Below are 15360 nucleotides of genomic sequence, written 5' to 3' on the forward strand. Positions count from 1 at the left end.
TGCTCTCGTTAGTTCGACACCAATCGACAACCCAGCACCACCACGCTCCGGTCCGACACGTCCACCTCGTTGCTCTCGAGGGGCCATTCGTCCTTTGCGGGATCAGCCGTGTCTACCAATACCCGCCAGCTGAAATGCGGCGCCGGCATCACGAAACGCACGCTCTCGGCGCTTCCGTTGATCAGTACCAGCGTCGCTTCGATCCCTTCTGCGCCGCGCGTCGCGCGTCTCAGCGCCAGCGTGCGGCATTCAGGATCGTTCCAGGCTTCGTCCCACACGTATTCGCCCCGGACATCGAACCAGGCAATCTCCGCCATGTGGGGCAGGATCATCTGGTCGTTGACCATGTAGCGGTCGCTGCGCAAAGAGGGATGCGAATGCCGGATAGCGGCCAGTCGCGCAAGGAACGCCGTCATGGCCTCCCCTTCTGCCGAATGCGCCTGCCCCCAATCGAACCAGGACGTTTTATTGTCCTGGCAATAGGCATTGTTGTTCCCGTTCTGCGTGCGTCCGAACTCGTCACCGCCCAACAGCATGGGCGTTCCGTGCGAACACATCAGCGTAGCCAGCAAGGCGCGTGCCACGCGTTGCCGGATGGCCTCGATGGCCGGATCATCGCTCGGTCCTTCGACGCCCCAGTTGCAGCTGTGGTTGTCGTTGGTGCCGTCGCGCCCGTCTTCCTTGTTGGCGTGGTTGTGCTTGGCGTTGTAGCTGACCACGTCGCGCAGCGTGAAGCCATCATGGGCCGTGACGAAATTGATCGATGCCCATGGACGCCGCGCGCGGCGGTTGAACAGGTCGCCCGAACCGGCCAGGCGCGTCGCCAGGTCTGGCCGCTGGCCGGGATCCCCCCGCCAGAAGCGGCGGGCGCCATCCCGGAACTTGTCGTTCCATTCGGCCCATCCGGGGGGATGATTGCCGACCTGATAGCCGCCGGGCCCAATGTCCCAGGGCTCGGAAATCAGCTTGAGGCGAGACAGCACGGGGTCTTGCCGCACGGCATCGAAAAAGCCCGCGCCCGGATCGAAGCCATGCGCTTCGCGCCCCAGGGTCACGCCCAGGTCGAAGCGGTAACCATCGATACGGAAGTGCGTGGCCCAGTAGCGCAGCGAATCCATGACCATCTGCAGCACGCGCGGATGGGTCAGATCCAGGGTGTTGCCGGTGCCGGTGTGATTGACGTAGTAGCGCTCGTCGCCGGGCACCAGGCAGTAATAACTCTTGTTGTCCAGGCCGCGCCAGGACAGTGTCGGCCCCATCTCGTTGCCCTCGGCGGTGTGGTTGTAGACCACATCCAGGAACACTTCGATGCCCGCCGCATGCAGGCGGCGGATCGCCACCCGCATTTCGTTCAGCATGCCCTTGGACAGGTAGCTCGGCTCGGGCGCAAAGAACGCCATCGTGCTGTAGCCCCAATAGTTGCGCAAACCGCGCTGAACAAGGAAACGATCTTGCGCAAAGGCATGCACCGGCAGCAGTTCGATCGCGGTCACGCCCAGGCGCAGCAGATGTTCGATGAACGCCGGGTCGGCCAGCGCAAAGAAGCTGCCGCGCTCGTTGGCCCGCATGTCCTGCCGGCAGGCGGACACGCCCTTCAGATGGGCTTCGTAGATGACCGTGTCGGACCAGGGCCGGTCGGGACGCGTATCGTCGCCCCAGTTGAAGGCGTCATCGATCACGACGGCCTTGGGCATGGCGGCGGCACTGTCGCGCCGATCGAAGCTCAGGTCGGCCTTGCCGTGGCCCACGCGGTAACCCGCGAGCGCGTCGGTCCAATGCAGCGGACGCACCAGCTTGCGGGCATACGGGTCGAGCAGGAGCTTGTGGGGATTGAAGCGGTGACCGTTATGCGGCTCGTAGGGCCCATAGGCCCGATAGCCGTAGACCAGGCCTGAGCCGGCATGGGGAAGATACCCATGCCAGACCTCGTCGGTGCATTCGGGCAGCGCAAAGCGCGACAGCTCTTTGCGGCCCGTGGGATCGAACAGGCAGAGTTCGATCTTGGTGGCATGGGCGGAAAAGACGGCAAAGTTGATGCCCAGTCCATCCCATGTGGCGCCGAGCGGATAAGCACGCCCCGGCAAAAGTTTGTCCGAAAGCGTCCCAGCCATCCGCTTATCCTTCCGGCTTGAGGAGCAAGGTCGAAAGAGGTGGCAGGGTCAGCACGACCGAGCACGGCATGCCATGGGCGGGTACATCTTCGGCGTTGACCGCACCGCTGTTGCCGACGCCCGACCCACCGTATACCGCCGCGTCGCTGTTGACGACTTCCAGCCAGCGGCCGCCGTGCGGCACACCGATCCGATAGCCGCCGCGCGGCACCGGCGTCATGTTGCTGACGGCGAGCACGTGCGCATCGCCGCTGCTGCGCAGGAAGGCGAACACCGCATTGGCGTTGTCGTCACCGATCAGCCAGCGAAAGCCCTCGGGGTCGGCATCCCGCTCATGCAGGGCGGGCAGCTTCGCATGCGCATGGTTCAGATCGCGCACCAGCTTCTGCAGACCGGCAGGCAAGGGATCGCTCAGGGAATCCCAATCCAGCTGCGTGTCGTGATTCCACTCTTTCTGCTGCCCCAGTTCGCCGCCCATGAACAGCAGCTTCTTGCCGGGATGCAACCACATGAAGCCAAAGTAGGCCCGCAGGTTCGCAAACTTCTGCCAGCGATCACCGGGCATCTTGCCGATCAGCGAGCCCTTGCCGTGCACCACTTCGTCGTGCGACAGCGGCAGCACAAACTTTTCGGAGAAGGCATACACCATCCCGAAGGTCATCATGTGATGGTGGTACTGACGGTACAGAGGATCTGTCTCGACATAGTGGAGGGTGTCATGCATCCACCCCATGTTCCACTTGAAGTCGAAGCCCAGGCCGCCCTGGTCCACCGGCGCGGTCACGCCGGGCCATGCCGTCGATTCTTCGGCAATGGTAATGGCGCCCGGGCAGCGGTTGGCGACTTCCTTGTTCAGGTCGCGCAAAAAGGCGATGGCTTCCAGGTTTTCGCGGCCGCCCAGGTGATTCGGTATCCACTCATCGTGCTTGCGGCTGTAGTCGCGATACAGCATCGATGCGACCGCATCCACGCGCAGGCCGTCCACATGGAAGCGATGCAACCACTCGATCCCGCTGGCGATCACGAAGTTGCGAACCTCGTTGCGGCCCAGGTTGTAGATCAGGGTGTTCCAGTCCTGGTGGAAGCCTTCGCGCGGGTCCTGGTATTCGTACAGGGCAGTGCCGTCGAAACGCTGCATGCCGTGCGCATCGGTCGGAAAGTGCGCGGGCACCCAGTCCAGGATTACGCCAATGCCTGCCTCGTGGCAACGATCCACGAAGCGGGCAAATTCGTGCGGCTCGCCAAAACGCGCCGTGGGCGCGAACAGGCCCAGCGGCTGATAGCCCCATGATCCCCCGAACGGGTGCTCCATGATGGGCAGCAGTTCAAGGTGCGTGAAGCCCATGTCCTTGGCATACGGCACCAGGCGGTCGGCCAGGCCGGACCAGCTGTACGACTCGCCGTGCTCGTCGCGCAGCCACGACCCGACGTGCACTTCGTAGACCGACATGGGCGACTGCGCCGTCTGGCGCGCGCCGCGTTCGGCCATCCAGGCATCGTCCGTCCATGTAAATGGCGTGGGGTCGGTCACGATCGACGCCGTCCCCGGCGCTAGCTCGGCCTGCCGTGCATACGGGTCGGCCTTGTGGGGAACCAAATTGCCGTCCACGCCCACGATTTCGAACTTGTAGCGCGCGCCGGCGTTCAGGCGCGGCAGGAAGATTTCCCACACGCCCGCCGAGAAACGCAGACGCATCGGATGACGCCTGCCATCCCAGGAATTGAAGTCACCGACCACCGACACGCGTTGCGCGTTGGGCGCCCACACGGCAAACCGGACGCCCTGCACGCCGCCGTGGGTGACCACGTGCGCGCCCAGGCAGTCGCTGATCTCGCTGTGCCGGCCTTCGGCAATCAGGTGCAGGTCCAGGTCGCCCAGCAGCACGCCGAACGAGTAGGGGTCTTCGGTCACCTGCTCGGCGTGCGGCCACCGGATGCGCAGCTGATAGCCCGGACCGCCTTGCGGCAGCACGGCCGACACGCGGCCCGCGAACAGCCCATCACGCACGTGCAGCAGCGGAATGGCCTCACCCGTCTGGGTGGAGACGACTTCGACGCCTTCGGCGCCCGGGTAGAAAGCGCGCACGATGTGCTCGCCGTCGACCTGATGGGGGCCCAGCACGGCGAACGGATCGCGGTGCCGCGCCACCTTCAGCGCATCGATGTCACCGGCCAGGTGGTCGGTATCGGTTGCGAACTCATACGGCGTCATGGCGATCCTCGGAAGAAGTCGGAGTCAGGCGGTGCGCCAGCTGGTCGAGGCCACGCAGCGGGATGCAGATCCACGTCGGGCGGTTGGCCGCCTCGTAGCAGATCTCGTAGGCCGCCTTTTCGATCAGGAAGAGGTCGAGCAGTGCCGACTCGGCGCTGCCCTCGTACCACTTGTTCTCGGCCAGCACGGCAACCTGGCGATACCCGTCCAGGAAGGCCGCGGACGCCTGCTCGCGGAAACGCGCCAGCAGCAAGTCTTTCTTTTGCTTGCCGCTGGTGGCCTGCACCGACGGCGCCGTGCCCAGCACCTGGGCTTCAGGCGTGGTGCTCATGGCGGCCGCGGCGTAGTCGAACGAGCGCAGCAGGCCGGCCACGTCACGCAGCGGACTGGTCTTGCGGCGGCGCTCTTCCAGCGACCGGGCCGGTTCACCCTCGAAGTCGATCAAGTAGGCATCGCTCTGGGCGACCAGCACCTGACCCAGGTGGAAGTCACCATGGGTGCGGGTGCGCAAGGCGCCCGGGCCACGCTTGGCCAGGCCAGCCACACCGGCCAGCACTTCCTTGCGGCGTGCCACCAGGGTCTTGGCCGTGCCTTCCGTGGCGCCATCCGTCCATTGGGTGTTGGCAGCCAGCTGGTCGAAGGCGCGGTTCAACATGGTGGTGACTTCGTCGGTCCATTGCGCCACGTCGGCTTCGGACGCAGGTTCCGGCGAGAAGGCCTCGTCGTCGGTCGGACGCGAGAACGCCGCATGCAGTTCGGCCAGGCGTTTGCCCATGATGCCGGCAAAGGCCGCATAGCCGAGCAGTTCCTGGTCGTAGTCTTCCAGGCTCTCGTCGGTCAGCACGGCGTTGTCCAGCGCCTTCGACAAATAGGCCATGGTCCAGGCCCAGGCATCGCCCTGATTGGTCACGTACTTTTGCAGCAGACCCAGGGTGTGCGGCGTGCCGTCTTCATCGACGCGCACCACTTCGCCCATCAGCGAGGCAATGTTCTCGAAACCCAGCGACGTCAGGTAGCGCGTGATTTCCGCTTCCGGATGGATGCCCGGCGTGACACGGCGGACCAGCTTGAACACGGCGGTCGAATCGATGATCAGCGAACTGTTCGACTGCTCGGCCGACAGCCAGCGCACTTGCGTGTCGGCGTTGACGGTCAGGTCTTCCAATCCGGCCTGGCGAACAAACTTGATCGTGGTCTTGCCACCGTTGTCGGCGCCGACCGGGCTCGCCAGTTCGGCGCTGCCCATGATGCCTTCGACCATTGCCAGGGCAAACTCACGCTGACTGAATGCGTCCGTCACCATACCCACGAGGGACGTGCGGCGAACGCGCGCCAGGGCCAGTTGCAGGGGCAGGCCTTCCAGGTGTTCCACCCAGAGCAGGGCCAGCGGCAGTGCGTAGCGTTCCTTGCGCGAGCCGAGGTCGACTTCGATCTCGGCCATGTACAGTTCCTGCTCGCGGTTGGGCAAGCGTGCGCCGTAGACGATGGTGGCCGACTGCACCTTTTCGTCTTTCGAAGCGAACCAGCGGCGGCGGCGCAGATAGGTCGGCAAGGCTTCGTGATCGAGCACCCGGCGCGAACTTTCCATCAGTTGATAGCCGGTCTTTCCGCGGATCACCAGCGTGTGGAATTCCATCTGCTGTTCGGCGGCGGCCGCGTGCCACGAAGGCGGCGACGCCGTTGCACTGAGCGAGAACCAGTAGAAGCCATAAGGTGGCAGCGTCAACAGATAGGTGAGCTTGCCAACCGCCGGGAAGGAATTCCCGCCGGTCAGTTCCACCGGCACGCGGCCTTCGAATTCGGCCAGGTCCAGCTCGACGGCCTGCGGTGCATGCGACAGGTTGGCCACGCACAGCAAGGTGTCGTCGTCGTGCTCGCGCAGATACGCCAGGATCTGACGGTTGCCCGGATAGATGAAGCGCAGCTTGCCGCGGCCAAACGCGTTGTATTCACGGCGCTTGGCCAGCATGCGGCGCATCCAGTTCAGCAGCGAATGCGGATCGCGCGCCTGGGATTCGACGTTGACCGCTTCATAGCCGTACAAGGTGTCGCGCAGCGGCGGCAGCACCAGACTTTGCGGGTCGGCGCGCGAGAAGCCGCCGTTGCGGTCGGGCGACCACTGCATTGGCGTGCGCACGCCGTCCCGGTCGCCCAGGTGGATGTTGTCGCCCATGCCGATTTCGTCGCCGTAATAGATCACGGGCGTGCCCGGCATGGTCAGCAGCAGGCTGTTCATGAGTTCGATACGGCGGCGGTCGCGTTCCAGCAGCGGCGCCAAGCGGCGGCGAATGCCCAGGTTGATCCGCGCGCGGCGGTCGGCCGCGTACACGTTCCACAGGTAATCGCGTTCGCTGCTGGTCACCATTTCGAGCGTAAGCTCGTCGTGGTTGCGCAGGAAAATCGCCCACTGGCAGCCTTCCGGAATTTCCGGGGTCTGCCGCATGATGTCGGTGATCGGGAAGCGGTCTTCACGCGCGATCGCCATGTACATGCGCGGCATCAGCGGGAAGTGGAAGGACATGTGGCACTCGTCGCCGGTCCCGAAATATTCCTGCGCATCTTCGGGCCACTGGTTGGCTTCGGCCAACAGCAGCTTGCCTTCGTAATGCTCGTCCAGGTCTTCGCGGATCTTGCGCAGAATGTCGTGCGTCTCGGGCAGGTTCTCGTTGTTCGTGCCTTCGCGTTCGACCAGGTACGGCACGGCGTCGAGCCGCAGGCCGTCCACGCCCAGGTCCAGCCAGAAGTGCATGACCGACAGCACGGCCTTGAGCACCTGCGGGTTGTCGTAGTTCAGGTCGGGCTGGTGCGAATAAAAGCGGTGCCAGAAGTACGCGCCGGCCACCGGGTCCCACGTCCAGTTCGACTTTTCGGTGTCCAGGAAAATGATCCGGGTGCCCGAATAGGCCTGGTCGGTATCCGACCATACATAGAAATTGCGGGCTGCCGAGCCGGGTTTGGCGGCGCGGGCGCGCTGGAACCAGGGATGCTGGTCCGACGTATGGTTCACCACGAGTTCGGTAATGATGCGCAGCCCGCGCTCATGGGCTGCAGCAATGAAACGCCGGACATCGGCCAGCGAGCCGTAGTCTTCGTGCACGTCGCGGTATTCGGCAATGTCGTAGCCGTCGTCGCGGCGTGGCGACGGGTAGAACGGCAACAGCCAGATCGTGTCGACGCCCAGCTCGACGATGTAGTCGAGCTTGGCCATCACCCCGGCAAAGTCCCCCACCCCGTCATTGTTCGCGTCAAAGAACGACTTGATGTGGAGCTGATAAATCACGGCGTCCTTGTACCAGGACGGATCGCCCTGGTTGGCCGCGTGGATGAAACTTGAGCGCTTGTTCATGTTTTGTTTTCTCGTCGGTTATCCGGGGCGTCGCGGTGGGGTCGCGCGGTGGGGCTGTACGGTGGGTTCAAGCCATCGTGTCAGCTCCTGACCGAAATGCGCCACATCGCAAACGGCTGGCCCAGTTCCAGTTGTACGAATTGCCGCTTGCCGTGCCAGGTGAATCGGTGCCCATGGAACAGGTCTTCGGCCTGCAGGGCGCCGTCATCGGGTTGGCCAAATTCCCACAGCGGCAGTTCGATCCATGCGCCCTGGCTGGCGTACGGATCAAGGTTGATCACCACCAGCACGACGTTGTCGCGTTCGGGTGTCGCCTTGGTAAAGGCGATCACCTGGTCGTTGCTGGCGGACTGAAAGGTAATGCCCTTCTGGGTCTGCAAGGCCGGGTTGCTGCGACGGATCTGGTTCAGCTTCGTGATCTCGCCAATGATGTTGCCCGGACGGTTCCAGTCCCAGGCGCGGATCTCGTACTTCTCTGAATCCAGATAGTCCTCCTTGCCCGGCACCGGGGTCGCCTCGCACAATTCGAACCCGCTATACATGCCCCACAGGCCGGACATGGTGGTAGCCAGCGCGGCGCGGATCAGATGCGCCGGACGGCCGCCGGTCTGCAGGAAACGCGGGTTGATGTCGGGCGTGTTCACGAAGAAGTTCGGGCGGAACAGATCCGATACCGGCGGTTGCGAGATCTCGACCAGGTAGTCGGTCAGTTCCTTCTTTTCGTTGCGCCAGGTGAAGTAGGTGTACGACTGCGAGAAGCCCAGCTTGGCCAGGCGGTACATGACCTTGGGCCGCGTGAAGGCTTCCGACAGGAACAGGGCGTCGGGATACCGGCCCTGCACTTCGGCAATCATCCACTCCCAGAAAGGCAGCGGCTTGGTATGCGGGTTGTCGACCCGGAAGGTGCGCACACCTTCCTTGCACCAGAACAGCACCGCATCGCGCAGCGCCATCCACAGACCCGTCGAGGCCGACTCGCGCGAGCCGCGTGGGCCCGGCGCGTAGAAGTCGACGTTGACGATGTCTTCGTATTTCTTGGGTGGATTCTCGGCATAGCGGATCGACCCGTCGGCGCGGTAGGCAAACCATTCCGGATGGTCGCGCAGCCAGGGGTGATCGGGCGAGCATTGAATCGCGAAGTCCAGCGCCAGTTCAAGGCCGTGGTCTTTGGCAGCGGCCACCAGCTTGCGGAAGTCTTCGAGCGAACCGAGTTCCGGATGGATCGCGTCGTGACCGCCCGCGTCGGACCCGATGGCATAGGGGCTGCCCGGATCGTTTTCGGTCGCAATCAGACTGTTGTTGCGGCCCTTGCGGTTCTTCTTGCCGATCGGATGGATGGGCGGGAAGTACAGGACGTCAAAGCCCATGTCGCGGATCGCCGGCAGACGTTCGATCACGTCATCAAACGTGCCATGGCGGTTCACATCGCCGCTCTGCGAGCGTGGGAACAACTCGTACCAGCTGGCGAATGCCGCGGCCGGACGTTCCACATTCACAGGCACTTCAAATTCGCCGCGCGACGCAAAGTGGCGGATACCGAGCTTGCCGACCAATTCGCCCGTGCTGGCGGCGAGCAGGTGCTGCAGGGCCTCGGTGTCGGCGTCGTTGGTGATCGTATCCACCAGCTGGCGCGCCTGCGTCAGCACGTCGGCGTCAACGGCGCGTTCCGCTTCGGCTTCGGCAAGCATGGCGGCAAGCAACTGGCGGCCTTCGCGCAATTCCAGCGACACGTCGATGCCGGCGGCATGCTTCTTGGACAATTCGTTGTAATAGGTGGCGAAGGTGTCGTACCAGGCCTCGATCATGAACACATGGCGGCCCACCCGCTCGGGGGTGAAGTCGGCCTGCCAGCGGTCATTGACGATAAAGGTCATGGGCACGCGCTGCCACACCTCGGTATCGACCGCGCGCCACAGCAATGCCGCGGCCATCTTGTCGTGGCCGTCCATGAAAATGTCGGCCTCGACGTGAATGGGCTCGCCCAGTGCGCGCTTGAGGGCGAAGCGGCCACCATCGATGACGGGGGTGACGTTCTCGATCGCTACGCGCGGCGCTTCCATGGCGGCTCCCAATACTTTCTTCTGTGAAAACCGCGTCGGCCGGTTCAAGGTGACGACCGGGGCCGTGCGGCGCGCGCGGAACACGGCCACGCCCGCGGGCGGCAGTGTGATTTCCGTACCTGCCAGCGGCGCCGAGATGGGCAGCCCATCGACGGGCACCAGCTCGCTGTAGCCACCCGGCAGGCGTGCGCGCAGCGTCGACCACGACAGGGTCGATGGGAACGCCGCGTCGGGATTGACCAGGACGGCCACGCCGCCCGGATCCTTGCGTTTGGGATCTTCGGGCGGGCCTGCGCGCCACAGCACGGTCACGGCTGCATCAGCGCCGGTCAACACGCGCAGGTCGGACGCCAGCGCGGCGCCCTGCTTGGCGATGAAGGCATTGGCAGCCTTGATATCGGCCGTCACGTCACCGGCCGTCTCCAACTCGGTGTCTTCCATGGCGACCAGCCAGCCGTCTCCCGCCATCGCGGCAGCCCACAACGCGCGGCGATACAGCGCCGGGTCGGCGCCCGGGCTGACCGCTTCGTCGAACGGGCTGCGGGGAAAGGCAATCAGCTGGCCCAGGCCGGCCAGGCGGTCCCGCTCGGCGGCAAACCAGCCGGCGCGGAAATCCCACCAGGCCAATGAGGTAAAGGCGGCATTGAAACCGGCGTCGCGCAAGGCGCCGAGCCGATCGGCCGGTACGCCCGGGGTCCAGGCGGCCAGGCGCAAGCCCGGAGCGGCGTGCAACAGGCGGCCGAACAGGGCGCGCCAGTCGTCGGCGGGGATACGGTGGGGAAGGTGGAAACGCAGGCCGGTCACGCCGGCTTCGGTCCAGCTGCCCAGCATGTCGGCCCAGCATTCCAGGCATGCCGCCGGGACGCGGCCGTTGACGATCTGCACGTCGACGAGATTGCGCAGTGCAGGTGCCAGGCGGGGGTCGAGCGGGCGATCGGCCAGGGCCGAGCGATACCATTCGGGATGGGCCACAGCAAGCGGAGCCGTGGCCGGAAGCTCGCCGATCGAGACATCGAGCCAGATCTGGAGCCGCAGCCGCTTGGCCGTGGCCACCAGTTGTTCGACTGCCTGTTGCTGCTGGGCCTGGGACGACAGGGTGTCCTCGGGCAGATCGAGCAAGACCTGTGAGAAGCCGAGGCGCGCGGCGCGGTCAAGTGCGCTCTTCCAGGCCGCTGTCAGCGACCCGTCCGATTGGGACAGCGGACCAATCCGCCGAGAGTGCACATAAAAAATCCTCGGCGGATCCATCCGTTGTTCCATCATCAGGCGCGTTTCCTTTCAGAGACCAGGGCGGGTGCAATCACAGGCGCTTCGCCGATTGCGGCTTCGAACGTGCGGCGCGTCACGATAGGCGCGGTCACCGGGGCGACCGGGGCCAGCGAGCGGTAAAGTTCGATGTACTTGGCGGCCGACGATTCCCAACCGAAGTTGGTTGTCATGCCGTTCTTCTGCATGGCGGTCCATGCCTGGGGATTGCGGTACAGCGACACGGCGCGTTCGACCGCAGCCACCATCGCATCGACGGTGTCGCCATCGAACAGGACACCCGTGGCGTCGCCTATTGGCGCATCTTCGGCCAGCGGGGCGTCCTTGATCGTATCGGCCAGCCCGCCAATGCGCGACGCCACTGGAATCGTGCCGTACAGAATCGAATAGATCGGCGTCAGGCCGAACGGCTCGAAGCGACTGCCATGCAACAGGATGTCCGCGCCGGCGTGCAACAGGTGGGCGCTGCGTTCGTCGTATCCCACGTTGATCGCAAAGCGGAACGGGTAACGCTCCTGCAAGGCGCGCAGCGCCTCTTCGATATGTTTTTCACCCATGCCCAGCACGGCGATCTGCATGCGGGGATGCGCATCCAGCAGGCGCGGGAAGGCGTCGACCGTCAGATCGGCCATCTTCTGCGAGGTCAGGCGGCTGCCCATGACCATCAACGGCGCTTCGGGATCGGTGGTCAGGCCGAACATCTGCTGCAGTTCGAGCTTGTTGCGAATCTTGCCGCGCATGTCCATGGCCGAGAAGTGCGAGGTCAGGAAGGGGTCGCTTGCCGGATCCCAGATATCGGAGTCGATACCGTTGGGGATGGCCGACAGATCGTCTTTGCGGTAGTTCAGGAGGCCGTCCAGACCGTTGCCGAATTCCGGCGTCAGGATTTCCTTGGCATAGGTATCGCTGACCGTGGTGATGCGGTCGGCATAACGCAGCCCTGCCTTCAGGAAGCTCAGCTGACCCCAGAATTCCGCGCCATCGCTGCCACGATAGGAATGCGGAACGCCCAGGGCATCGGCGGTTTCCATGGGAAACACACCCTGGAACGCCAGGTTGTGGATGGTGATGATGCTTTTCGGACGCTTGATCCCCGCTGCGTGAAGAAACAGCGGCGTCATGCCGGCATGCCAGTCATGGGCATGCACGATGTGCGGCACACGGATGGCCGTCTCGCCGGTAGAAATGCGCGTCGCGGCCTGCGCCAGCGCAGCGAAACGCTGGGCGTTGTCGCTCCACTCGCGCCCATTGGCGTCCAGGTAAGGGCTGCCGTCACGGACGTACATGGCATCGTTGCGCAGCAGCAGGACGGGCACTTCGAATTCGGTGATCCATCCGGACAAGACAGTGGCATCGCCGCCAATCAGTCCCGGCAACTTGGCTACTTCCTTGAGGTCACTCGCGTGATCCAGGGCGCTCTGATAGGCAGGCATGAGGATCGTTGCGTCGACCTGCGCTTCGCGCAGCGCACGGGCCAGGCCACTCACCGCGTCTCCCAGACCACCGGTCTTGGCGAGAGGCAGCGCCTCGGAAGTAACTAGCAGGACTCTAGGCAACAAGATGTTTCTCCGGAAAATCGCCTGACGATGGCAGCGTAGGGACAGCATTCGGTCTTCGATGCCGTGCGTTCCTGCGCTTGTCATGGTGCAACTGCACCATTTGCGTCTTCTTCCCGGTCAAAAATTACCGTGCAAGGTAAGACTTACACTGCCTGGGAAGGCGTTATGCGAGAACGTCCGGCTTTCCAACTTCAATTGCAATATACGTGCCAGGTTTTCCCGTAGATATCATTCTTCTGGTTTAGGCCGTTTGATAAACCCTTGATATTGAAGGGATTGCTGCGCTGCAAAACGATGTAGATCGCGCCTTTTCGTTGATCCACAAGGCTTTGCGGCTCATCCACAAATGCCAGCGATTGCAACGGGATTCTCACGGGAAAGTTTGCGCCAAACGCACGCGACGGTGAGAAAACACACGCATGTTGCAATGCAGCAATACTAGCGAAGAGACAAGCCCTGCTCATCCGTGACGCGGGACTTACGCCGCGGGCCGCAGCTTGCCGGCGCTCTTGTTGTCTCGCGCCATGAACACCCGCTGCAGCACGATCGAGACCACGATCAACGCAATCGCGACACCGCCGACCATTGCAAAGGATTCCGGACTCGGATCGCGCATGGCCGACGCCACGTTGTGCGCAAAGATGACGGTGATCACAATGCCCGGGCCCATGCCGATCAAGGTTCCCAGCATGTAGTCCTTCACCTTGATCTGCGAGGCCCCCGCAATGACGTTCACCAAGGTGAACGGCGCGACCGGCAAGAGCCGCAGGATGATCATGGCGACCAGTCCGCGCTTGGCGATCTGCTTGCTCATATTGTTGATGCGGGTCCCCGCGAGCTTCCGAACGGTATCCCGGCCCAGCCACCGCCCTATCCAATAGGTCACGATGGCGCTGAGCAGTGTTCCGCCCAGCGCGTACAGCCCGCCCATGGTGGCGCCGAACACAACCCCGGTCACCACGATCAGGACCGTGATCGGGATCGAGAAGAGACCCGCCAGCACGTAGCCCCCCATCACCACCAGCGGCGCGCTGGGCAGTTTGCTGAAGCCCCGGGCAAGGCGGGTCAGCGCATTGACTTCCAGGTAGTCGGCCAGCGGCGTCCATTTCCAAATGACCGTCAAGGCGATGAAAAAGAGCGCCAGGCCGCCCACGGCGATGTAACGCTTGCGTTTGGAGACGGCCGGCTCCACCGGCACGAATTGGCGAACCAGCGCGTCGGGTTCCAGCGGCTGTTCAGGCTCCAGCTGTGCAGACGGCGGGATGCTGGCGTCCAGCGACGCATCGACCGCCGGGTCGAGCAGCGCCAGGGTCCTGCCCTCGCCCCGCAACCCGTCGATGGTTTCGAGCAGACGTTCAGGTGGCGCTTCGGCCAGCCGCGCTTCCGGACAGCCCAGATGTTCGGCCAGCAGGCAGTTGCGCATGCGCGCGATGGCCTGGCGCACGCGCGGCTCGCCGCGGGACTCCAGAATGATGCTGCACTCGCTATCGAGCGCCATCGACCGGTTGCTCAAGTTCGCGGAGCCCACGCACAGCAGGTCGTCATCAAAGATCGTCAGCTTGCTGTGGATATTGAGGCTCTGGCCATTGGCGCCCCCCAGCTCGGCGCTGAACAGGCGGTAATGCCCTTCGCGATCGGCGGCGGTCAGCCGGTGGTGCAGACGTGCGCGGAGCACCGACACGTTGGCCTCTTCCAGCCACCCGCTGCCAGTCTTGCGCGACACCACCACGGTTTGCGGCGCGTCGTCGGCGCCCAGCCGGTCGATCAGCGCCTGCCCCACCATACTGGAAGTGAAGTACTGGCTTTCGATGTAGATCGAGCGCCGCGCCGCGGCGATGGCATCGAGGTGGAACTGCAGCAGTTCCTGCACCGAGGGCCGGCCCCCATGAGCGGGTTCAGTCCGGGCGATCCCCAGATGCACCTTCTCGATATCGGGCGGATACGAATCAGGCCACGGGTCAAGGGGCTGGCGTGGCGATGCCCGGCGACGGCTGATGGTGCGACCGGTCGCCCGTCGCCACCGCTCGCGCACCAGGTCGCCCATCGCGCGCGCCGCGTCGCCATCGAACATGGCCTGCACGTCATGCAGCGGCGCGTACTGAGTGCCATGCGAATCCTGGCGCAGCGGGGAGTCAGGAATATGGTCGGACGTGTCCCACCGGCCGCGCGTCAGGTCCATGCCGCCCACGAACGCCAGAGCGTCGTCGACCACGATGATTTTCTGGTGATGCGCGCCGCCCAGCGGATGGCGCCCGTCCATGCCGAAAATGATGCGGCGATGGGCCTTCCAACCCAACTTGAACACGGGCCGCCATTCGCGTTCCATGGCGTACAGCATGGAAAAATCCCAGCTCAGCACATAGATATGCAACTGCGGATTCTGATCGGCCGCGGCGTGCAGCAGCGCGTTCAACGATTCCGGATAGCCGTCGCCCGCACCGCCCGGCCGCAGCCGCAGTTCGCTGTCGATATCCCAGCCCACGATGAACAGCGAATGGCGGGCGTTGATGATCGCTTCCCGCACGGCATGAAAGAATGCGTCGCCGTCGACGAGCAGGCGAAAGCGGTCGGCCTCTTCCACGCGCCAGCAATTGCGGTCAGGGATCAGCATCCGGGGTGCACTGTCGGAATGGGGAAGGGTGGCGGACATACGAGCTCGATGGATGGCGGCGAGGGCCAGAGGCCTTCTGACCACTTACTTTACGCGCTGCGACCGTCCAGCATCGCGAAACGCTCACCTTATGTCACAGCCCTAACAGAATTGGGCCTTGCGACACATCCGCGCCTCAATCCGCGGTATTTGTGC

The 15360-nt window shown here is 64.0% G+C and carries 6 protein-coding genes; all 6 read right to left on the reverse strand.

Going from position 1 to position 15360, the window contains the following annotated elements:
* Positions 1-8: 8 nt before the first annotated feature.
* The gene (gene glgX, locus IE116_RS07345) at positions 9-2111 is read right to left on the reverse strand and encodes a glycogen debranching protein GlgX (RefSeq protein WP_189611136.1); all 2103 of its coding nucleotides are present in this window, start codon (positions 2109-2111) and stop codon (positions 9-11) included.
* Between the two features lie 4 nt (positions 2112-2115).
* Positions 2116-4323 (reverse strand): 1,4-alpha-glucan branching protein GlgB, encoded by a 2208-nt coding sequence (glgB, locus tag IE116_RS07350; protein ID WP_189611138.1) that lies wholly within the window; start codon positions 4321-4323, stop codon positions 2116-2118.
* On the reverse strand, positions 4310-7669 hold the full coding sequence (treS, locus tag IE116_RS07355; protein WP_189611140.1) for a maltose alpha-D-glucosyltransferase: 3360 nt from the start codon (positions 7667-7669) through the stop codon (positions 4310-4312). Before treS ends, glgB begins: the two co-directional genes overlap by 14 nt.
* 80 nt (positions 7670-7749) lie before the next feature.
* A complete protein-coding gene (locus tag IE116_RS07360; protein WP_229828039.1) occupies positions 7750-10953 on the reverse strand; it encodes an alpha-1,4-glucan--maltose-1-phosphate maltosyltransferase in 3204 nt (1067 codons plus the stop codon).
* A 38-nt stretch (positions 10954-10991) separates the two neighbouring features.
* Complete coding sequence (glgA, locus tag IE116_RS07365; protein WP_229828040.1) at positions 10992-12554, reverse strand: glycogen synthase GlgA; 1563 nt, start codon at positions 12552-12554, stop codon at positions 10992-10994.
* A 478-nt stretch (positions 12555-13032) separates the two neighbouring features.
* Entirely contained in the window at positions 13033-15204 is a 2172-nt protein-coding gene (locus IE116_RS07370) for a VTT domain-containing protein (protein WP_189611146.1), read from the reverse strand.
* Between the last annotated feature and the right edge of the window lie 156 nt (positions 15205-15360).

This window comes from Pigmentiphaga litoralis (assembly GCF_014651835.1).
In the GTDB taxonomy this organism is placed as follows: Bacteria; Pseudomonadota; Gammaproteobacteria; order Burkholderiales; family Burkholderiaceae_B; genus Pigmentiphaga; species Pigmentiphaga litoralis.

Excerpts from the sequence above, each read along its gene's own strand:
- glgX (WP_189611136.1), bottom strand. The coding sequence starts at position 2,111 with ATGGCTGGGACGCTTTCGGACAAACTTTTGCCGGGGCGTGCTTATCCG.
- IE116_RS07370 (WP_189611146.1), bottom strand. The coding sequence starts at position 15,204 with ATGTCCGCCACCCTTCCCCATTCCGACAGTGCACCCCGGATGCTGATC.
- treS (WP_189611140.1), bottom strand. The coding sequence starts at position 7,669 with ATGAACAAGCGCTCAAGTTTCATCCACGCGGCCAACCAGGGCGATCCG.
- glgB (WP_189611138.1), bottom strand. The coding sequence starts at position 4,323 with ATGACGCCGTATGAGTTCGCAACCGATACCGACCACCTGGCCGGTGAC.